Origin of the sequence: Mesorhizobium sp. NFR06 (genome assembly GCF_900115245.1) — a bacterium.
Classification (GTDB): domain Bacteria; phylum Pseudomonadota; class Alphaproteobacteria; order Rhizobiales; family Rhizobiaceae; genus Mesorhizobium.
The window spans coordinates 475,190-496,456 of record NZ_FOVT01000002.1 but is presented as its reverse complement, the minus strand read 5'-3'; the positions used below and the strand labels follow the sequence as shown (position 1 = coordinate 496,456).

Sequence of the window (21,267 nt, the reverse complement as noted above, 5' to 3'; positions counted from 1 at the left end):
GCCGGGAATTTCTCGTTCGAGCAATTGAAGGAGAAGGTCTTTCCCGCGGTAGGATCGGTACAGTGCAGGTCTGCATTGTCGGCATGCAGTGGTGGCCAGCAAAGAACCAAAGGGGAATTCCAACATGACAACACCAGACTATTCGGACGTTGACAAGCAGGAGGACATAAAGGTCCTCCACAGCATGGGCTACGCTCAAGAACTGGAGCGGCGCCTTAGCCGCTTCTCGAACTTCGCGGTCTCCTTCTCCATCATTTGCATCCTGTCCGGCGGCATTAACTCGTTGGCCCAGGCGACCTCCGGCGCCGGCGGCATCGGCATCGGCATCGGTTGGCTGGTCGGCTGCTTCGTGTCGCTGACCTTCGCGGTCGCCATGTCGCAGATCAGCTCGGCCTATCCGACGGCCGGCGGCCTCTATCATTGGGGGTCGATCCTCGGCAACCGCGGCACCGGCTGGGTGACGGCCTGGCTCAACCTGCTCGGCCTGATCACCGTTCTCGGCGCCATCAACGTCGGCACCTGGACGTTCTTCGTCGGCGCGTTCGGGCCGGCGCTCGGCATCGAGGGCACGCTGACCAACCAGATGATCTTCCTGGTCATCATCACCGGCGCCCAGGCGCTGATCAACCATCTCGGCATCAAGCTGACGGCGAAGCTCACCGACTTCTCGGGCTATCTCATCTTTCTCGGCTCGATCCTGATCGCGATCGTCTGCCTCGCCGCCGCCGAGACCTGGGATTTCAGCCGGCTGTTTACCTTCCACAACTACTCCGGCGATGCGGGCGCAGGTGTCTGGCCGTCAGTATCGAATGCTTGGGTGTTCGCGCTCGGCCTCTTGCTGCCGATCTATACCATCACCGGCTATGATGCCTCGGCGCATACGTCGGAAGAGACCATCAAGGCGGCTTCTTCCGTGCCGCGCGCGATGGTGATGTCGGTCATCTGGTCGGCCCTGTTCGGCTACCTGTTCCTGGCCGCTTTCGTGCTGATGATCCCGAACATGGACGACGCCGCCAAGCAGGGTTGGAACGTGTTCTTCTGGGCCTTCGACCAGCGCGTCAGCCCTGGCGTCAAGGAGTTCGTCTACCTCGTCGTCTTCCTGGCGCAGCTTCTGTGCGGTCTCGCCACCGTCACCTCGGCCTCGCGCATGATCTTCGCCTTCTCGCGCGACGGTGGCCTGCCGGGCTCGGCGGCGCTTTCCAAGGTCAGCCCGACCTACCGCACGCCAGTGGCGGCGATCTGGACGGCCTCGATCCTGTCGGTGCTGTTCGTGTGGGGCTCGTCGGTGGTTTCGGTCGCCGGCACCTCGGCCTACACCATCGTGGTGTCCTGCACCGTCATCTTCCTGTTCCTCTCCTTCACCGTGCCAATCGTGCTCGGCATGGCGGCCTGGGGAACGCCGAAGTGGGACAAGATGGGCCCGTGGAACATGGGCCGCGGTGTATTCATGCTGTTCGCCGTGCTGTCGCTCGTGTCGATGATCCTGATCTTCGTCATCGGCATCCAGCCGCCGAACGACTGGGCGCTCTACATCACCGTCAGCTTCTTCATCCTGACGGCGATCGTCTGGTTCGCCTTCGAGCGCAACCGCTTCCAGGGTCCGCCGCTCGGCGACATCATTGCGGCGCGCCAGGCGGCGATCAAGGCGGCCGAACAGGCGGTCGGCGAGACCGGCCACTGATACTTCTCTTCACGGCCATGGCCGGCGCAATGCCGGCCATGGCCTCGTTTCCTCAATCGACAAGCACTGGAGTGCCAAAAGAATGGCCAATTTCTCGTTCGATCAGTTGAAGAAAGCGGTCTCGAACAGTGAGATCGACACGGTGCTTGCTTGCATCGTCGACATGCAGGGCCGGCTCTCGGGAAAACGCTTCCTGGCTCAGTATTTTGTCGATTCCGCGTATGGCGAGACGCATGGATGCAACTATCTCTTGGCCTGCGACATCGATATGGAGCCGGTGCCTGGCTACAAGGCGGCGAGCTGGTCGAAGGGCTATGGCGACTTTGTCATGAAGCCGGACCTGTCGACGCTGCGGCGCATTCCATGGCTCGAAAAGACGGCTTTGGTGATCTGCGACGTGCTCGATCATCACACGCATGAGGATTTGGCTCACTCGCCGCGCGCGATCCTGAAGAAGCAGGTCAATCGGCTCAAGGACCGCGGCTATATCGGCTACTTCGCTTCTGAGCTCGAGTTCTATTTGTTCAGCGAAACATACGATTCGGCGCGCAAGAAGCACTGGCAGGGCCTCGACTCCGCCTCGCCTTATATCGGCGACTACCAGATCGGCATCACCAGCAAGGAAGAAGGCGTCATGCGCCGGCTTCGCAACGAGATGGATGCTGCCGGCATTCCGATCGAGAATTCCAAGGGCGAGTGGGGTCCGGGCCAGGAAGAAATCAATGTGCGCTATGCCGAGGCGCTCGACATGGCGGATCGCCACGTGATCCTGAAGAACGGCGCCAAGGAGATCGCCGATTCCGAAGGCAAGGCGATCTCCTTCATGGCCAAGTACAATTACGGGCTCGCCGGCAATTCCAGCCACATCCACAATTCGCTGTGGAGCGCCGACGGCGGGGTGCCGCTGTTCTTCGACAAAAACGCCGAATGGACCTTGTCGACGCTTGGCCAGCAATGGGCGGCGGGTCAGCTCAAATACGCCAAGGAGTTCACCTGGTTCCTGGCGCCCTACATCAACTCCTACAAGCGCTTCCAGGCCGGCACCTTCGCGCCGACCAAGATCATGTGGAGCGAGGACAACCGCACCGCCGGCTTCCGCCTCTGCGGCGAGGGCACCAAGGGCATCCGGATGGAGTGCCGCATCGGCGGCGCCGACCTCAATCCTTACCTGGCCTTCGCGGCGCTGATCGCGTCCGGCCTTGCCGGCATCGACGAGAAGCTGGAACTGCAGAAGCCCTTCGTCGGCGACGCCTATCAGGCGTCGCAGTTGCCAGAGATCCCGAAGACATTGCGCGACGCCACCGAGACGCTGGCGAAGTCAGTGATGCTCAAGCAGGCTTTCGGCGAGGAGGTGATCGAGCATTACGTGCACACCGCCCGCTGGGAGCAGTTCGAATACGACCGCCGCATCACGGATTGGGAGCTGCACAGGGGGTTCGAGCGATATTGACTTTGTTGCGATTTAAGCAATAGTGTTGTGATTATAGCGCCGAACCACAGGAGGCGACGTTGTCGGAAGGCAGGACTGGCGTCGACAAGGCGTGGTTCATGAACAGGATGCAGGAGTGCAACCTAACGGTTCGCAGCATGGCCAGCCGCATGGGAATGCACTACAGCGCGCTGTCGCGAACCCTCAACGGCGAACGGCGTATGCAAGTTGATGAAATACGCAAGATCGCTGAGATTTTCGATCGGCCCGTCAGCGAGATACTGGTCCACCTGGGTTCCTCAAGCGACCCCGCGGACAGAAAGCATCGTGCTGCGGATGAAAGCGAACCGGGTTTCATGGAGGGGCACATGGATTTCAACGATACGGACGTGAAGGAAGACTACATCGTGCCGCCTGCGGGTGCAGACCATTTGTTCGGTTGCATGGCTGGAACACTAAAACTGCTTCCTGACGTCGACTACACCGCCCCCGCGGAGCCCGATTGGGGCAAAGTGTATGACAGATGACGGGCTGCTGCTGGACACATGCTTCGTCCTTTGGTCCTCGGCGCGGCAGCCAGTCACGCGAACGGCAGTTGAAGCGGTGAACCGCGCACGAAAAAACACCGGCGTGATCGCTGTCTCGGTCATGTCAGCTTGGGAAATCGGAATGCTGGTCTCGAAAGGCAGGCTGCCCTCCATCAGGACTCCCGAGCGCTGGTTCGAAGAGTTCGTCGAGGCGGCGGCCGTTACAGTGGAAGGCGTCACTCCGCGCATCCTTGTTGCTGCGTCCCATCTTCCTGGCGCTGTGCACAACGATCCCGTCGACCGGATACTCATCGCCACCGCAAGAGAGCGCGATTTGACGATCATAACGCGGGACAGGGCCATCCTGGCTTATGCAGCCCAAGGCCACGCTCGAGCTATCGCCTGCTGAGACAACTGGAGATGTTTAATTGGAAACCGTAAAACTTAAATCCCCCATCGATGGCTCGATCTATGCCGAGCGGCCGGTCGCAACCGACCAGGCGATCAACGCGGCTGTCGAGCGCGCCAAGACGGCGCAGGAGAAATGGGCCGAGACACCGGTCGTCGAGCGCGGCAAATACATGCTGGCGATGCTCGAAGCGCTGGTCGCCATGACCGATGAGATCGTGCCTGAGATCGCCTGGCAGATGGGGCGGCCGGTGCGCTATGGCGGCGAGTTCGGCGGCGTCAAGGAACGCACCAACTACATGGTCGAGATCGCCGAGCAGGCGCTGAAGCCGGTCATGGCCTCGAACCCGAAGGACGGATTCCGTCGCTATGTGAAAAAGGTGCCGCTTGGCGTCGTCCTGGTGATCGCGCCGTGGAATTACCCCTATCTCACCGCCGTCAACACCATCGTGCCGGCGCTGATGGCCGGCAGCGCCGTCATCCTCAAGCATGCGGCGCAGACGCTGCTGGTCGGCGAGCGCTTCCAACAGGCTTTCGACAAGGCGGGGCTCCCCAAAGGTCTGTTCCAGAACCTGGTCATGAACCATGCCCAGACCGAGAAACTGCTCGGCTCCGGTAAGATCGATCATGTCAACTTCACCGGCTCGGTCGGCGGTGGCCGCGCCATCGAGAAGGCGGCGGCAGGCACCTTCATGACGCTAGGCCTCGAGCTCGGCGGCAAGGACCCGGCCTACGTGCTGCCCGACGCCAAGATGGATCATGCGGTCGCCAACCTCGTCGACGGCGCCTTCTACAATTCCGGCCAGTGCTGCTGCGGCATCGAGCGCGTCTATGTGCACGAGAAGGTCTATGACGAGTTCGTCGAGGGTTTTATCACCGAGACGAAGAACTACGTCGTCGGCAATCCGCTGGAGCAGGCGACGACGATTGGACCGATGGCGCAGGCGCGTTTCGCCGACCTGATCCGCGAGCAGAAGGCCGAGGCGCTGCGCAAGGGCGCTAGGGCGCACATCAACATGAAGGTCGAGAACGACAGAGCCGGCTCGCCCTATCTGGCGCCGGAAGTGCTCACCGACGTCGACCACCAGATGAGCGTCATGCGCGAGGAAAGTTTTGGCCCGATCGTCGGCATCATGAAGGTGCGCAACGACGAGGAGGCGATCGCGCTGATGAACGACAGTCCCTATGGGCTGACCGCCTCGATCTGGACGCGCGACACCGAGCGCGCGGTGGCGATCGGCGACCGTGTCGAGACCGGAACCGTGTTCATGAACCGGTGCGACTATCTGGACCCGGCGCTGGTCTGGACCGGAGTCAAGGACACCGGCAAGGGCGCCGCGCTCTCGGCCATCGGCTATGACAATTTGACCCGGCCGAAATCCTATCACCTGCGCGAAGCTATCTGACCTCTCGAAAGACAAATCATGTCCAAGCTGATCTCCAAATGGAATTACCCCACCACCGTCCGCTTCGGCGCCGGGCGCATCGCGGAATTGCCCGATGTCCTGGCGGCGGCCGGCATCAAGCGGCCGCTCTTCGTCACCGATCCGGGCCTGGCGAAGCTGCCGGTCGTCGCCTCGACGCTGAAGATCCTCGACGACGCCAAGGTTCCCTATGGCGTGTTCTCCGAGGTGAAACCGAACCCGGTCGATTCCAATCTCACCGCCGGCATCGCGGCGTTCAAGAAAGGCAAGCATGACGGCGTCATCGCCTTCGGCGGCGGCTCGGCGCTCGACCTCGGCAAGCTGATCGCCTTCCAGGCGGGCCAGACGCGCCCGGTATGGGATTTCGAGGATGTCGGCGACTGGTGGACCAGAGCCAATGCCGACGCGATCGCACCGATCATCGCGGTGCCGACCACGGCCGGCACCGGCTCGGAGGTCGGCCGCGCTGGCGTCATCACCAACGAGGCGACCCACACCAAGAAGGTCATCTTCCATCCGAAACTTTTGCCGGCAATCGTCATTGCCGATCCGGAACTGTCGGTCGGCATGCCTGCCTTCATCACCGCCGGCACAGGCATGGACGCGCTGGCGCACTGCCTTGAGGCCTATTGCGCGCCGGGCTATCATCCGATGGCCGACGGCATCGCGGTGGAAGGCATCCGGCTGGTGTTCAATAACCTGCCCAAGGCCTTCGCCAACGGCAAGGATCTGGTCGCCCGCGCCCATATGATGAGCGCGGCCGCCATGGGTGCCGCGGCCTTCCAGAAGGGACTGGGCGCGATCCACTCGCTGTCGCATCCGATCGGCGCGCTCTACGATACCCATCACGGCATGACCAATGCTGTGTTCATGCCCTACGTGCTCGCCTTCAACCGCGAGGCGATCGAGGACCGCATCGCGCGCCTCGCCGCCTATTGCGGCATCAAGGGCGGCTTCGACGGTTTCGCCAAGGCGATCATCAAGCTGCGCAAGGAGCTCAAGGTGCCGCACGCGCTGCCGGGCCTGATCAAGGGCCTCGACATGGACAAGAAGCGCAAGGCGCTGATCGCCGACATGGCGGTGGTCGACCCGACCGCCGGCGGCAATCCGGTGAAGCTCACCAAGAAAGCGGCGCTGACGCTGCTCGAAAACGCCATCGCCGGCTCGCTTTGAGAGCCGGCTTTCAATACCGAAGCGTTGAATGAAAGGGCACTTGAGAGGGGAAGGGGAGGGCAAAAAGGCAAGGCAACTAACCATTAGCCGGAAAATTAAGTGCGGGCTAATTGCTACAGTCCGTTAAAAAGAGTTAACTTTTTTCGCCGCGGGGCTCCGGTTTCAAAAAGCCTTCATCTGGCTGTCATACGAAAACGATACCCGCATCGCAGGCGCCGAGCGCGCCGGTTCAACGGAGAGAACACATGTTCAAGTTCACGGGGAAAGTGCTTTCCCTCTCGGCCGCGGCGCTCTTCGCGTCGACGGTGATTTCGTCCGCCGCTTCGATGGACGATCTCGTCAAGGCCGCGAAGGCGGAAGGCCAGCTCACTGTCATCGCGCTTCCGCATGACTGGTGCGGCTACGGGGCAGTGATTGACGCTTTCAAGGCTAAGTATCCTGAAATCAAGGTCAACGAACTCAACCCGGACGCCGGCTCGGGCGATGAGGTTGAGGCGATCAAGGCCAACAAGGACAACAAGGGCCCGCAGGCTCCCGACGTCATCGACGTCGGCCTGTCCTTCGGACCGACCGCCAAGGCCGACGGCCTGATTCAGCCTTACAAGGTGTCGACCTGGGACTCGATCCCGGACAGCGCCAAGGATGCCGAAGGCTTCTGGACCGGCGACTATTACGGCGTGCTGTCCTTCCTGGTGAACAAGGATCTGGTCAAGGAAGCACCGGCAGACTGGGCTGATCTGCTGAAGTCGGACTATGCCAACACCGTCGCGCTGGCCGGTGACCCGCGCGCCTCGAACCAGGCCATCCAGGCCGTCTACGCGGCCGGCCTGTCCGGCGGCGCAGGTGCTGGCGAAGCCGCCGGCACGGCGGGTCTCGAGTTCTTCAAGAAGCTCAACGCCGCAGGCAATTTCGTGCCGGTGATCGGCAAGCCGGCGACGCTCGCCCAGGGCCAGACGCCGATCCTCGTCACATGGGACTACAACGCGCTGGCTGGCCGCGACACGCTGAAGGGCAATCCGCCGGTCGACGTCATCGTGCCGAAGACCGGCGTCGTCGCCGGTGTCTACGTGCAGGCGATCAGCGCCTTTGCGCCGCATCCGAATGCGGCCAAGCTCTGGCTCGAATATCTCTATTCCGACGAAGGCCAGATTGGCTGGCTGAAGGGCTATTGCCATCCGATCCGCTTCAACGATCTTGCCAAGAACGGCAAGCTCCCGGCCGACGTGATGGCCAAGCTGCCGCCGGCGGAGGCCTATGCCTCGGCCGTGTTCCCGACGCTCGACGAGCAGGGCAAGGCCAAGGAAGCCATCACCAAGAACTGGGACGCCGTTGTTGGCGCCAACGTCAAGTAAGTTGTAAAAATATCTGGGCGGCCCTGAGGGCCGCCCGGCACCCTCGAAGACGGTAGCCGGCGCATGACCGATCTCTCGCTTTCCAACCAGACCATCGCGGGGAAGGCCGCGCCGCCCAGCGAGGCGCGCACCCTGCGGCTGCCGACGCAGTGGCTCGGCGTGACGCCGTTCTTCGTCTTCGCGATCATGTTCCTGATCCTGCCCACGCTCTACCTGATGCTGGGCGCCTTCCAGAATGATGCCGGCGAGTTCACGCTCGAGAACATTTCAGCATTGGCGCAGCCCTCGATCGTTGCCGCCTACTGGATCTCGATCAAAGTCAGCCTCGCCTCGGCGCTGATCGGCGCCTTCGCCGGCCTGGCCATCGCCATCGCCATCGTGCGCGGCGGCCTGCCGGAGTGGATCCGGTCGGCGACGCTGACCTTCTCCGGCGTGGCCTCGAATTTCGCCGGCGTGCCGCTGGCCTTCGCCTTCCTCGCCACGCTTGGCCGGCTCGGTCTCGCCACCGTGATCCTGAACACCCTGTTCGGCCTCAACATCTATGCGCACGGCTTCAACATCCTGTCGTTCTGGGGCCTGACGCTGACTTATGTCTACTTCCAGATCCCGCTGATGGTGGTCATCATCGTGCCGGCGATCGACGGGCTGAAAAAGGAGTGGGGCGAGGCCGCCGCGACGCTCGGCGCCACCACCGCGCAATACTGGCGCATGGTGGTGATCCCGGTGATCTGGCCGAGCTTCCTCGGCACCGTCATCCTGCTTTTCGCCAATGCCTTCGGGGCGATCGCCACCGCTTATGCGCTGACTGGCTCGTCGCTCAACATCGTGCCGATCTTGCTTTACGCGCAGATCCGCGGCGACGTGCTGCACAATGCCCATCTCGGCTATGCGATCGCCTTCGGCATGATCGTCATCACCGGCCTCGCCAACGTCTTCTACATCTGGTTCCGGACCCGTTCCGAGAGGTGGCTGAAATGAAGTCGGGCAAATTCTGGGCCTGGGTGGTCTTCATCCTCGGCGCCGCCTATTTCTTCATACCGCTGATCGCGACGGTGGAATTCTCCATGCGCATGCGGCGCGGCGCCTATTCCTTTGACGCCTACCAGATCGTGTTGGGCGACGCCCGCTTCCAGGCGACCTTCACGTATTCCGTGGTCGCCGCTGTCTTCACCATCATCCTCGGCGTGCTGATCGTCGTGCCGGCCGCCTACTGGATCCGGCTGCGCCTGCCGCAGATCAGGCCGGTCGTCGAGTTCATCACCCTGCTGCCGCTGGTCATTCCGGCCATCGTTATCGTCTTCGGCTACATCAGGATGTACGGCTCCAACTCGCCGCTGCCCTTCCTGGCGAATGACACGGCCACCAATGCCCTACTGGTGATCGGCTATGCGACGCTGTCGCTACCCTATATGTATCGGGCGGTGGACACGGGCCTGCGCACCATCGACGTGCGGACATTGACGGAAGCGGCGCAGATCCTTGGCGCCGGCTGGGGCACGATCATCACCCGCGTCATCCTGCCCAATGTGCTGATCGCGGTGCTTTCGGGTGCCTTCCTGACCTTCGCCATCGTCATCGGCGAATTCACGATGGCCAGCCTTCTCAACCGGCCGGCCTTCGGACCGTATCTGCAGAATATCGGCGCCAACCGCGCCTACGAACCGGCGGCACTTGCCATCATAGCCTTCGCCATTACCTGGGGCTGCATGTCGCTGATCCAGATCCTGTCCCGTTTCGCGCCGAAATCGGCCAACCGCCCGAATTGAAAGCAAAAGCCATGGCCGAGCCATTCCTCTCCATTCAGCATGTGCGAAAGTCCTTCGGCGCCACCACTGTGGTCCAGGATTTCAACCTTGATGTGGAGCCCGGCGAGTTCGTCTCCTTCCTCGGCCCGTCGGGCTGCGGCAAGACGACGGTGCTGCGCATGGTCGCCGGCTTCGAGGAGCCGTCGGCCGGCAAGATCGTGGTCAGCGGCAAGGACATCACCAGGCTGAAGCCCAATCAGCGCAATGTCGGCATGGTGTTCCAGGCCTACGCATTGTTCCCGAACCTGACGGTGGCGCAGAACATCGCCTTCGGGTTGAAAGTCGCCGGCATGCCGAGGGCGGATGCGGACAGGCGGGTCGCCGAGATGCTCGATATCATCAAGCTGCCGCAGATGGCCGACCGCTACCCCTACCAGCTCTCAGGCGGCCAGCAGCAGCGCATCGCGCTGGCGCGTGCCATCGCGCCCAAACCCAAGCTTCTGCTGCTCGACGAGCCGCTGTCGGCGCTCGACGCCAAGGTGCGGGTGTCGCTGCGCGAGGAAATCCGCTCGATCCAGAAGAAGCTCGGCATCACCACCATCTTCGTCACGCATGACCAGGAAGAGGCACTGTCGATCTCCGACCGCATCGCGGTGATGTACGGCGGCAAGGCCGAGCAGGTCGGAACGCCGTTCGAGATCTACAACCGGCCGGCAACGAAGTTCGTCGCCAATTTCGTCGGCACGCTCAACGTGCTGGAAGGCAAGGTCACCGACGCCGCCTCGGGCAAGGTGCAGGTCAACAGCCAGGAAGTATCGCTCAAGGGCAAGCTCAACGGCTCGAAGTCGGGCGATACGCTGTCGCTGGCGCTCAGGCCGGAAGCGATCTCGTTGGGACGTCAGCCGGGCCACGACACCAGCCTGTCGGGCGAGATCGCCGAGGTGCATTTCCTCGGCTCGGTCATCCGGGTACGCGTCGGCATCGGCGGCAACACAGTGTCGCTCGACACCTTCAACAATTCGACGACGCCGCCGCCGGTCGTCGGCGACAAGGCCGATATCTCATTTTCGTCGGGCGACATGCTGGTTCTGCACTAGGGAAGAGTGAATAGTGAATAGTGAATGGTGAATAGCAATCAGTGAAGAGAGCACTTTACGCGCTCAAATTCTTCCGATGATACCCATTCACCATTCATTTTTTGCAGTGCCAAACGCCTGGTACCATCGTTACGATGAGCCATGGCGCTTTTCGAACTCACCCTGATCCTGCTTCTCATCGCCGTCGCGCTGACGGCGGTATCGCGATGGCTGGAAGTACCTTACCCATCGCTGCTGGCGCTCGCCGGGGCCGGCATTGCCTTCGTGCCAGGCGCGCCGATGATCGAGATCGACCCGGAACTGGCGCTCGCGCTGTTCATCGCGCCGGTGCTTCTCGATGCCGCTTACGATACCTCACTGCGCGACCTGAAGCGCTACCGGCTGTCGCTGGTGCTTCTGGCGCTCGGCGCCGTCGTTTTCACCACCGTCGTGGTTGCCTTTGTCGGCTGGAAGATGGCCGGCCTGCCGATCGCGGCGGCGATCGCGCTCGGCGCCATCGTCGCGCCGCCGGATGCGGTGGCGGCAAGCGCGGTGCTCAACCAATTCAAGGTGCCGCACCGCCTTACTGCGATCCTGCAAGGCGAGAGCCTGCTCAACGATGCCACGGCGCTGTTGATCTACCGGATATCGGTTGCCGCCGCCATCGGATCGCTGGTGGCGAGAGACGCCGTGCCGGTCATCCTTTTGTCGACGGTCGGCAGCGTTGTGGCCGGCTATCTGTTCGGCCGCTTCTCGCTGCTGACGCTGACGCGGATCGAGGACGCGGCAAGCAGCACCGTGGTGCAGTTCGCCGGAACCTTCGCGGTCTGGATTATTGCCGACAAGCTCGGCCTCTCCGCCATCATCACCATCGTCGTCTATGCCATCACCATCGCGCGCACCGCGCCACGCCGTATGTCGGCGAGACGCCGCGTCAGCACCTACTCGGTCTGGGAGTCGGCGGTGTTCGTGCTCAACGTGCTGGCTTTCGTGCTCATGGGCCTGCAGGCACGGTCGATCGTCGGCCGGCTTTCCGGCGACGGGCAAGGCGAGGCCTTTCTGTTCGCCGCGATCGTGCTGGCCGTCGTCATAGCGGCGCGTCTCTTATGGGTCATGGGTTACGTCGCGGTGATAAGGCGGTTTGGGCGTTTCGACAGCGACGAGCAGAGGCGAGATGCGCCGACCTTTCGCGGCGCCGTGCTCGTCGGATGGTGCGGCATGCGCGGGCTGGTGACGCTGGTGGTGGCGATGGCGCTACCGGCCAATTTTCCTGGCCGCGACCCGATCGTGCTTGCCGCCTTCGCGGTCGTGCTTGGGACGCTGGTGCTGCAGGGCATGACCCTGAAACCGCTGCTGCGCCGTCTCAACTTCGAGCGGGATACTTCGATCGATCGCGAGGTCGCCGCGGCACGGGTGGCCATCATGCAGGCCGCGCTCGACGTGCTGAACCGTAAGACCTCGGCCGCGGCGGCCGTGGTGCGCGAGCAGTACGAGGCGCAGCGGCGGGTCGCGGAAAACCCCGAGGACGCCCAAGCCGCCACCGAATACGATAGGCTGCGCCTCTACGCCATCAACCGCCAGCGCGACACGCTGGAGGAGTTGCGCCGCAACGGCACGATCGGCGACGAGGCCTATCACCGCCTGGAAGAGGAGATCGACTGGTCGGAGCTGGCGGCGTCGCCAGCCGGAAGCTACCAGCCGCTCACCACCTATTAGAGCTATGCCAGGAAAAGTGTGACACGGTTTTCCCGGAATTGCCCTACTGCGATCATCGGAAGTTAGCCGGTTAATCAATGAAGCTGATCAGCTACAACATCCAGTACGGCTACGGCGGCGACGGGCGTTACGATCTCGGGCGCTCCGCCAAGCTGGTGGAGGGCGCCGACATCATCGCCCTGCAAGAGGTCGAGCGGCATTGGCAGCGCAGCAATGAAGACGATCAGCCAGATATCTTGTCAAAATTGCTGCCCAACTATTACTGGGCCTACGGTCCCGCTTTCGACATGGACGCCAGCGAGAGCCGCGACGGCCATGTCGTCAATCGCCGGCGACAATTCGGTACCATGATCCTGTCGAAGCTGCCGATCGTCTGGTCGCGCCTGCACACGCTGCCGCTGCGGCGCACGCTGAGGCCGCTCAACACCCGCGCAGCAGCGCTGGAATGCATGATCCGCACGCCCGCCGGACCGTTGCGGGTGTTCTCGATGCATCTCGCCCATATCGCTGCGGAAGAGCGGCTGGAACAGATCGACTATCTGCTGGCCGAGCATCGGCGCGCAGCATACGAGGGCGGACCCTGGAGCGGCATTGACGACGAGCCGCAGCGCAATTGGTCGAATGGTCAGCCCGAACCGGAAAACCCGCCGGGAGCGATCTGGCTGGGCGATTTCAACATGGAGTCGGGAAGCGCCGAATACCGGCGCATCGTCGGCTCAACGCCCTATCATCGCGGTGCCGCCTATATCGACGGCTTCGTCGACGCCGCCGCCGTCGCGAAGGAACCGGCAACCGACTTCCACACACATGAGAAGATCATCGACGGCAGGCTCGCCAAGCGCCGGCTCGACCATTGCTTCATTACGGGCATGCTGGCCGATCGGGTGCGATCGATCAGCACCGATACCGGCGAAGTCGCCTCGGATCATTTCCCGCTCAGAGTCGATATCGATCTCGAAACGGCCTTCGACCCGCAGCGGACCCCGAGATGACGCTGTTCGTCTTCCTCGCCGTGCTCTCGGCGGCGGCCATGCATGCGATCTGGAACGCGCTGGTCAAGGTGCATCTCGACCGCTTCCTGTCGATCACGCTGATGACGCTCGGCATGGGCTTCGCTGCAGTCTTCGTGCTGCCTTTTGTCGAGGTGCCAAAGATGGAGGTGTGGCCCTACATCGCCGCCTCCGTCCTCTTCCACATGGGGTACCGGACCTTCCTGATCGGCGCCTACAAGGCCGGCGATTTCGCCCAGACCTATCCGCTGGCGCGCGGCACGGCGCCCCTGCTGGCGGCGCTTGGCGGCATGGTCGTCGTTGGAGAGGTGCCGGCGCCGCTTGCCATTGTCGGCATCGTGCTTCTGTCGGCGGGCACGCTGGTGATGTCGTTTCGCGGCGGCGCGCATCTGGAGAAGCTCAATCTGCGCGCGGTCGGCTTCGCGCTTGCCACCTCGATCTTCATCGCCAGCTACACGCTTTCCGACGGCAGCGGCGCGCGGCTGGCCGCCACCGCGCAAAGCTATGCGGCGTGGCTGTTCGTCTGCGATGCAGCCTGGGCGCTGGTTTTGTGCGTGATCTTTCGCGGGCCGCGGTCGCTGCCCGTGCTGGCACGCGACTGGAAGGCCGGGTTGTTCACCGGCGTGCTCAGTGGCGCTGCCTACTGGATCGTCATGTGGGCGATGACCAGGGCGCCGATCGCCTCGGTCGCGTCGCTGCGCGAAACTTCGATCCTGTTCGCGATGATCATCTCGGTCGTCGCGCTGGGCGAGAAAATGACGGGCTGGCGCGGCGCCGCCGCGCTCAGCATCGTCGCCGGCGTCGTCGCGCTCAGACTCGGATAGGGAGGTCTGCCGCTTCACGCAAACGGCAGACCTCCCTATCTCTTTGTCGTGACGCAAATCCGGACGGAAAGGCTACGGCGAAGTCGCCGAGCCTAACCGCTCACACTTTTTCTGGAATTGCTCTCACCTCACGGTCCAACACAGTCATCACCTGGCCGCGTCTCTCCGGACTGAAGCGGATGACGACGATGATGCAGACGGCGACCACGCCGGCAAACAGCGCCAGTGCATAGCCATAGCTGCTGCCGGGCGCCTCGGCGATGCCGGCCTGATACGGCCCGCCATAGGACGCCGCGAGATTGCCGGCCTGATAAATGAAGCCGGGCAAGGTCGCACGCACGGCACCGGGGGAAAGCTCGTTCAGGTGCACCGGTATGACGCCCCATGCACCCTGCACCGCCACCTGCATGATGAAGGCGCCGACCGCCAGCATGAAGGGCGTCGTCGAATAGGCCCATAGGGGAAGTGCCGGCAAGGCGATCAGGCAGGCAAGCGTGATGGCGTTGATGCGGCCGATCTTTTCCGACAGCGCACCGAAGGCCAGCCCGCCGACGATGGCGCCGATGTTGGCGACGACGGTGATCCAGCTCACCGTGTGCGGATCAAAGCCATGCTGCTTCTTCAGGAAGGTCGGGTAGAGGTCTTGCGTGCCATGGCTGAAGAAGTTGAAAAACATCATCAGCACCACGGCATAGAGCGCGATACCCCAGTGTCGCTGCAGCGTTTCCAGAAGGCCAGGCCGCGTCTGCGCACGGCCTTCGACGAAAGCCGGCGATTCCGGCACGTGCGAGCGGATGAAGAGCACCATCAGCGCCGGCAGGAAGCTCAGAAGGAACATGGCGCGCCAGCCGAAGGTGAAATCGCCGATCTTCTGCCCATAGAGCAGCCCGTAGACCACCGCCGCCAGCAGATAGCCGGCAGGATAACCGCATTGCAGAATGCCCGAGACCATGCCGCGCGCGCTCGGCGGAATGGATTCCATCGCGAGTGAACTGCCGAGGCCCCATTCGCCACCCATGGCAATGCCGAACAGCGCGCGCAGCGCCAGGAATATGCCGAGATTGGGCGAGAAGGCGGCCAGCGCGCCGATCACCGAATAGCTGACGATATTGAGCATCAGGATGGGTTTTCGCCCGAATTTGTCGGCAAGCATGCCGAAGAGGAACGCGCCGATGAAGCGAGTCGCGAGCGTGAGGAACAGCGCTTTCGAGACCGCCGGCACGTCGGTGTGGAATTCAGTCGCAATATCGGTGAGCAGGAATGTCAGAAGGAAGAAATCAAACGCATCGAGCGTCCAGCCGAGGAATGATGCGACTACGGTTTTCTTCTGCTCGGTGGTGAGGGTCAAGGCGGTCCTCCTTTGCATCCCCGGAGGAACGGATATGTTCCATGCGGCGCAAAAGAGAACGGCTGGTTTGCCGGTTTTCAGTGAACCGGCGGTCACATTTCCGTAAACTCGAGGTCGATGACCATCAGTCCGTCGGTGCCGCCTTCGAGGGCGGCGACCAGGCGGGCGCCGGCGCGCTGATGCGCCGCGTGAACGAGATAGGCGTCGCGGGCGGCGGCGTCACGAAAGTCGACGGTGAAGCCATGGGTGAAGCCGCGTGCGAACGGCTCCGGGCTGACATTGGCGCTGAAATGGACCTTGCCCATGCCATCGATGACGGAACGCAGGGCCTCGAGATCGGCGTGGATCGCCGCGCGTTCGGCAGTGGGGACATCGTCGCGGAAGCGGACAAGGACGCAGTGTCGGATCATCGCCTGCGCCTCACGCCGACTGGTTGCCCTTGAACACGGCCGGCGGCAGCGGCTCGCGGCCGAGGATGAGGTCGGCGCCCTTTTCGCCGACCATGATCGTCGGCGCATTGGTGTTGGAAGAGGGGACGCGCGGCATTACCGAAGCGTCGCAGACGCGCAGCCCTTCGATGCCGCGCAGCCTCAGATCGGGGGCCACCACCGCCATCGCGTCATGGCCCATGCGGCAGGTGCCGACCGGATGGTGGTCGGTCTTCGAGGTGCGGCAAGCGTAATCGAACAAGTCTGCATCGCTTTGCAGGTTTGGACCCGGCAGCACCTCGCGCAGCACGAATGGCCGCAGCGCCTTCTGCCGCATGATCTCACGCGCCAGCCTAAGGCCCTTAATCGACATGTCGCGGTCATAGGGATCGGACCAGTAGTTCGGATCGATCAGCGGATGGTCGGCCGGGTCGGCGCTCTTGAGCCGCACGGTGCCGCGCGAGCGCGGGCGCAGGAAGGCAGAGTTCAGCGTAACGCCAGGGTTGTTCAGTTTCTCGACGCCGGCCTCGATGCCGGAGCCGAGGCCCAGATGAAACTGGATGTCGGGTGAGGCGGCGGTCGGGTCGGCATACCAGAAGCCGCCGGTCTCGAACAGGCTGGAGGCCACGGGACCCTTCTTGAGCAGCAGGTATTGCAGTCCTGCCCATAGCGTGCGGTGGAGCTTGGCGTAGTTGTCGTAGGTGTGGTCGCCGGTACATTCGGCAATCACGAACAGGTCGAGATGATCCTGCATGTTGGCACCGACGCCGGGCAGGTCATGGACGGGTGTGACGCCGACCGATTTCAGATGGTCGGCCGGGCCGATGCCCGACTGCATCAAGAGTTTCGGCGAGCCGATGGCGCCGGAGGAGACGATGACCTCGCGTCCGGCGCGCAGGATCGACTTTTCGCCGCCCGGCCTGTCGACAATCTCGACGCCGACGGCGCGGCCTTTCTCGACGACGACACGGGTGACCAGCACATCGGTTCTGACCGTTAGATTGTTGCGGGATCGGATTGGTTTCAGATAGGCGACGGAAGCCGACGAGCGGCGCGCATCTTTCTGGGTCAACTGGTAATAGCCGACGCCCTCCTGGCTGGCGCCGTTGAAATCCGGATTGAAGGGAATGCCCATCTCCTGGCCGGCGCGGAAATAGGCCTCGCAGATCGGCAGCGGCGAGATCGGGTTGGAGACGCCGAGCGGGCCCTGGTCGCCGTGAAAATCGTTGGCGAAGCGCTGGTTGTTCTCGGCGCGCTTGAAGTAGGGCAGCACGTCGCGATAGCCCCAGCCGGCGAGACCCTCTTCCTTCTCCCAGGCGTCGTAGTCGCGGGCATTGCCGCGCGTGTAGATCTGGGCGTTGATCGACGATCCGCCGCCGATCACCTTGGCCTGCGTGTACCAGAAGACGCGGTCCTTCATGTTCTTCTGCGGCACGGTCGACCAGCCCCAGGAGGCGATGCCCTTGGTCATCTTGGCAAAGCCTGCCGGCATGTGGATCAGCGGATGCCAGTCCTTGCCGCCGGCTTCCAGGAGCAGGACCGAATGGGAAGGATCCTCGCTCAGACGGTTGGCCAGCACGCAGCCGGCTGGACCGGCGCCAACAATGATGTAGTCAGCCATGGTTCCACCCACTCACAAGCGCGGCACGGAGAGCGCGCCGTCGACATCGATGACCGATCCGGTCGAGAAGCCGAACTTTCCGCCAGCAAGCGCCGTGACGACGGCGCCGATGTCGGCAGCCTCGCCCCAGCGTTTGGCCGGCACCAGCCCGCCATCGATCAGCGCGTCATACTTCGCGGAGACGCCGGCAGTCATGTCGGTGCGGATGATGCCGGGCCGGACCTCGAACACGCCGATGTTTTCCGCTGCGAGCCGCAGCGCCAGGTTCTTCACCCACATCGAAAGGCCGGCCTTGGAGACGCAGTAGTCGGCGCGTTCCGGCGAAGCCATCGCAGCACTTACCGACGTGATGGTGATGATCGATCTGGCCGCGTTGGCAACCGTCGCCAGCATCGCCTTGGCGACCGCCTGGCTGAGGAACACCGTGCCGCGCAGGTTGACAGCCAACGCCCGATCGAAGTTTTCCGGTTCGAGGTCCAGAAGGTCACCGCGCAGCACAGCGCCTATGCCGGCATTGTTGACCAGGCAGTCGATGCTGCCGAAGGCGTCAATCGCGGTCTCGACGAGGGCGGCGTGGCCGGCGAGATCGGCGATGTCGCAGCTTGCATAAGCGAACTTTGCGCCGTGCGCGGCGATGTTCTCGGCAAGCCCATCGGCCGGCTTCTCGGCGAGGTCGGCGACAAGGATATCGAAACCGGCATCGGCCAGCGCCTCGGCACAAGCAAGCCCGATGCCGCGCGCGCCGCCTGTGATGATTGCTGCCGGGCGGTTCATGCGGCAAGCTCCGTCTTGCGGATGTGGTCGGCAACGCGCAGCGCCTGGGCCGCGATCGACAGCGCCGGGTTGACCGCGGCCGAGGTCGGCAGGAAGCCGCCGTCGACGACGAACAGATTCCGGTGGTCGTAGGCGCGGCAGAACGGATCGAGCGGCGCTGTCGCAGGATCGTTGCCCATGCGCACGGTGCCGCATTGGTGCGAGGGCGTGCGCTTGTCGAAGGGGCGAGACAAAACGATCGGATAGCCGCAGGCGCGGAAATTCTCACGCATCACCTTGGTCAGGCCTTCGAGCGACTGCATGTTTGAGCGCCGCCACTGCATGACGATGTCCCTGCCGTCGACCATGATGCGGCTTTCCGGGTCGGGCAGATCCTCGCACATCAGATACCAGTCGATGGCATGGCCGGCCATGAAGTCGAGCGCGAATTTCGGCATCGTCCTCACATTGGCCTTGAGCATGTTGCCGTCGATCTTGCCCAGCAACTGCACATTGCCGAGCGGCTTTCCGCCTTTGCCGTCCGACAGATAGTAGTCGTTGAGCATCAGCGTCTTCTGGTAGACGGCGTCGTTGCGACGGCGCGGATCGATCGCCAGCATCGCGCTCGAATTATGGTTCATGAAATTGCGGCCGACCTGGTCGGAGCTGTTGGCGAGACCTTTGCCTTCGGGTGAAGGCGAACGCAGCAGGATGGCGGCCGAGTTGACCGCGCCGGCCGACAGGATCACCAGTTTCGGCGACAGCGTCCTTTGCACGCCGTTCTGGGTGTAGTGGATGGCGGCGATCGTGTTGCCGTCCGGCGAAACCTCCAGCCAGTCGACATGGGCGCTGGTCTCGAGCCGAATGTTCTCGTCGGCAAGCGCAGCTGTCAGCGGACCGGTCTGCGCATCGATCTTGCCCTGGCCGGTGTTGGGGAAGGCATCCCAGCCCGTCTTGCCTTCCTTCAGCCAGGCCTCGATGTCGACGCCGAGCGGCAGCGACGCCGGGTGCAGGCCGAGGCTCTTCAGCTCGGCGCGGGCGCGCGCGATCGGGGGCTCGTCGGGCACCGGTCCAAAGGCATAGGGGATCGAGTGGAACGGCTCCGTCGGATCCTCGCCAAGCGTGCCGCGCACGCGAAAAAGCTGCTCGGCCTTCGAGTACCACGGCTCGAGTTCGTCATAGGAACACGGCCAGGCCGGCGAGACGCCGCCGAAATGCTCGAGCTCGGAGAAATCTTCCTTGCGGTAGCGGATGAGCACCGCGCCGAAGAATTTCGAATTGCCGCCGACATAGTAGTAGTTGCCGGGGTTGAAGGCGGCACCTCCGGCCTCGCGCCACATCTCCTTCGGCCGATAATGCTCGTCGAGGAAGATAGATCGCGTCGAGCGCGCATGCGGCGTCGCCGGCAGCTGCTCACCGCGCTCCAGGATCAGGATCGAGGCGCCGCTGCCGGCCAAGCCGGAGGCGATCGTGGCGCCGCCGATGCCGGAGCCGATGATGACGATATCCGGGTTCATGGCCTAAAGCGCGTCGTATATGAGCCGACAGGTGCGACGCGCTTCAGATCTTTGTTTTGATGCATGTCGTTGCCCCAAAACCGGATCCACTTTTGGGCGACATGCATCAGAGAATGCGCTTCTCGGTCGCGGGATCGAAGAACACCGCCTTGCTCAGGTTGAATGCAAGCGGCGTGCTGGTGCCGGGCTGAATCCTGGCGTCGGCGCGAAGCCGCGCCACCACGCCCTTGCCGCCGAGATTGGTCACGGCAAAGGTATCCGATCCCGCCGGCTCGACGACTTCGATATGGCAGTCGGCGGTGGCGATCTCGGAGCCGTTGCGCTCGGCACCTTCCGGATCGGTCAGCGCTTCGGGACGCACGCCGAAGATCACTTGCTTGTCCTTGAAGGCCGCGAGGCCGGCAGGCGCGCCGGGCATCGGCAGTACGATCGGCTGGCGTGTGTCGCGGTCGAGCACCACGGAAAGCCCGCTGCCGTTGGCGTCGATCTTGGCCGGGATCAGGTTCATCGCCGGCGAGCCCATGAAATCGGCGACGAAGACGTTGGTCGGGTTGTTGTAGATCTCGGCCGGCGTGCCGAACTGCTGCACTTCGCCATCGCGCATCACGGCGATCTTGGTCGCCAGCGTCATCGCCTCGATCTGGTCGTGCGTGACGTAGACGATCGTCGTGCCGGTGGTCGCATGCAGGCGCTTGATCTCGATGCGCATGTCGACGCGCAGCTTGGCGTCAAGGTTGGAGAGCGGTTCATCGAACAGGAAGAGCTTCGGGTCACGCACCAACGCCCGGCCCATGGCGACGCGCTGGCGCTGGCCGCCGGAGAGCTGGCTCGGCTTGCGCTGCAGGAGATGGCCGATCTGCAGGATCTTGGCCACCTTGTCGATCGCCTTTTGCCGCTCCGCCGCCGGAACGCCGCGCATTTCCATGCCGAAGGCGATGTTGCCGGCCACCGTCATGTTCGGATAGAGCGCGTAGCTCTGAAACACCATGGCGATGTCGCGCTTCGACGGGTGCAGGTCGTTGATCGCCCGGCCGTCGACCCTGATCTCGCCCTCGGTGATCGTCTCCAGCCCGGCGATTGTGTTGAGCAGCGTGGACTTGCCGCAGCCGGACGGGCCGACCAGCACCAGGAAGCCGCCCTTTTCGAGCTCGACATCGATGCCCTTCAGAATTTCGACATTCCCGAAGCGCTTCTTCAGCCCGTCAATTTCCAGAAAAGCCATGGTCGTTCCTTCA

At 63.2% G+C, this 21,267-nt stretch carries 19 protein-coding genes; 13 read left to right on the top strand and 6 right to left on the bottom strand.

Annotated features, from left to right (window positions below):
• The first annotated feature begins 124 nt into the window (after positions 1 to 124).
• The 13 genes from F3H96_RS06525 (at position 125) to F3H96_RS06465 (ending at position 14,365) form a co-directional block, all read left to right on the top strand.
• The gene (locus tag F3H96_RS06525) at positions 125 to 1,681 is read left to right on the top strand and encodes an amino acid permease (RefSeq protein WP_149791103.1); all 1,557 of its coding nucleotides are present in this window, start codon (positions 125 to 127) and stop codon (positions 1,679 to 1,681) included.
• Between the two features lie 82 nt (positions 1,682 to 1,763).
• Positions 1,764 to 3,131 (top strand): glutamine synthetase family protein, encoded by a 1,368-nt coding sequence (locus F3H96_RS06520; protein ID WP_149791102.1) that lies wholly within the window; start codon positions 1,764 to 1,766, stop codon positions 3,129 to 3,131.
• Between the two features lie 98 nt (positions 3,132 to 3,229).
• Positions 3,230 to 3,637 (top strand): helix-turn-helix transcriptional regulator, encoded by a 408-nt coding sequence (locus F3H96_RS06515; RefSeq protein ID WP_149791101.1) that lies wholly within the window; start codon positions 3,230 to 3,232, stop codon positions 3,635 to 3,637.
• The gene (locus F3H96_RS06510) at positions 3,627 to 4,046 is read left to right on the top strand and encodes a type II toxin-antitoxin system VapC family toxin (RefSeq protein WP_149791100.1); all 420 of its coding nucleotides are present in this window, start codon (positions 3,627 to 3,629) and stop codon (positions 4,044 to 4,046) included. Before F3H96_RS06515 ends, F3H96_RS06510 begins: the two co-directional genes overlap by 11 nt.
• Before the next feature lie 19 nt (positions 4,047 to 4,065).
• Positions 4,066 to 5,451 (top strand): aldehyde dehydrogenase family protein, encoded by a 1,386-nt coding sequence (locus F3H96_RS06505; protein ID WP_149791099.1) that lies wholly within the window; start codon positions 4,066 to 4,068, stop codon positions 5,449 to 5,451.
• An 18-nt stretch (positions 5,452 to 5,469) separates the two neighbouring features.
• Positions 5,470 to 6,642, top strand: coding sequence for an iron-containing alcohol dehydrogenase (locus F3H96_RS06500; RefSeq protein ID WP_149791098.1), 1,173 nt, complete (start codon positions 5,470 to 5,472; stop codon positions 6,640 to 6,642).
• 245 nt (positions 6,643 to 6,887) lie between these two features.
• Entirely contained in the window at positions 6,888 to 7,994 is a 1,107-nt protein-coding gene (locus tag F3H96_RS06495; RefSeq protein WP_149791097.1) for an ABC transporter substrate-binding protein, read from the top strand.
• 186 nt (positions 7,995 to 8,180) lie between these two features.
• Positions 8,181 to 8,972, top strand: a complete 792-nt coding sequence (locus F3H96_RS06490; protein WP_244619926.1) for an ABC transporter permease subunit — start codon at positions 8,181 to 8,183, stop codon at positions 8,970 to 8,972.
• Positions 8,969 to 9,760, top strand: coding sequence for an ABC transporter permease (locus tag F3H96_RS06485; RefSeq protein WP_149791095.1), 792 nt, complete (start codon positions 8,969 to 8,971; stop codon positions 9,758 to 9,760). The genes F3H96_RS06490 and F3H96_RS06485 overlap by 4 nt, the downstream gene beginning before the upstream one ends.
• Before the next feature lie 11 nt (positions 9,761 to 9,771).
• Complete coding sequence (locus F3H96_RS06480; protein ID WP_149791094.1) at positions 9,772 to 10,836, top strand: ABC transporter ATP-binding protein; 1,065 nt, start codon at positions 9,772 to 9,774, stop codon at positions 10,834 to 10,836.
• Between the two features lie 141 nt (positions 10,837 to 10,977).
• Positions 10,978 to 12,531 carry a sodium:proton antiporter gene (locus F3H96_RS06475; protein WP_149791093.1) on the top strand — a complete coding sequence of 518 codons (1,554 nt, stop codon included), beginning with the start codon at positions 10,978 to 10,980 and terminating at the stop codon, positions 12,529 to 12,531.
• 77 nt (positions 12,532 to 12,608) lie between these two features.
• Entirely contained in the window at positions 12,609 to 13,523 is a 915-nt protein-coding gene (locus F3H96_RS06470) for an endonuclease/exonuclease/phosphatase family protein (RefSeq protein WP_149791092.1), read from the top strand.
• Positions 13,520 to 14,365, top strand: coding sequence for an EamA family transporter (locus F3H96_RS06465; RefSeq protein ID WP_149791091.1), 846 nt, complete (start codon positions 13,520 to 13,522; stop codon positions 14,363 to 14,365). Before F3H96_RS06470 ends, F3H96_RS06465 begins: the two co-directional genes overlap by 4 nt.
• A gap of 100 nt (positions 14,366 to 14,465) precedes the next feature.
• On the opposite strand, the gene F3H96_RS06460 is transcribed toward F3H96_RS06465, so the two are convergent.
• From F3H96_RS06460 to F3H96_RS06435, 6 genes are all read right to left on the bottom strand, one after another.
• Positions 14,466 to 15,713 carry an MFS transporter gene (locus tag F3H96_RS06460; RefSeq protein WP_210248148.1) on the bottom strand — a complete coding sequence of 416 codons (1,248 nt, stop codon included), beginning with the start codon at positions 15,711 to 15,713 and terminating at the stop codon, positions 14,466 to 14,468.
• 92 nt (positions 15,714 to 15,805) lie between these two features.
• A complete protein-coding gene (locus F3H96_RS06455; RefSeq protein WP_149791089.1) occupies positions 15,806 to 16,123 on the bottom strand; it encodes a Dabb family protein in 318 nt (105 codons plus the stop codon).
• Between the two features lie 10 nt (positions 16,124 to 16,133).
• On the bottom strand, positions 16,134 to 17,762 hold the full coding sequence (locus F3H96_RS06450; protein ID WP_149791088.1) for a GMC family oxidoreductase N-terminal domain-containing protein: 1,629 nt from the start codon (positions 17,760 to 17,762) through the stop codon (positions 16,134 to 16,136).
• Between the two features lie 12 nt (positions 17,763 to 17,774).
• A complete protein-coding gene (locus F3H96_RS06445) occupies positions 17,775 to 18,536 on the bottom strand; it encodes a 3-ketoacyl-ACP reductase (protein WP_149791087.1) in 762 nt (253 codons plus the stop codon).
• Positions 18,533 to 20,032 carry a GMC family oxidoreductase gene (locus F3H96_RS06440; RefSeq protein ID WP_149791086.1) on the bottom strand — a complete coding sequence of 500 codons (1,500 nt, stop codon included), beginning with the start codon at positions 20,030 to 20,032 and terminating at the stop codon, positions 18,533 to 18,535. The genes F3H96_RS06445 and F3H96_RS06440 overlap by 4 nt, the downstream gene beginning before the upstream one ends.
• 106 nt (positions 20,033 to 20,138) lie before the next feature.
• Entirely contained in the window at positions 20,139 to 21,254 is a 1,116-nt protein-coding gene (locus tag F3H96_RS06435) for an ABC transporter ATP-binding protein (protein WP_149791085.1), read from the bottom strand.
• Positions 21,255 to 21,267 lie beyond the last annotated feature (13 nt).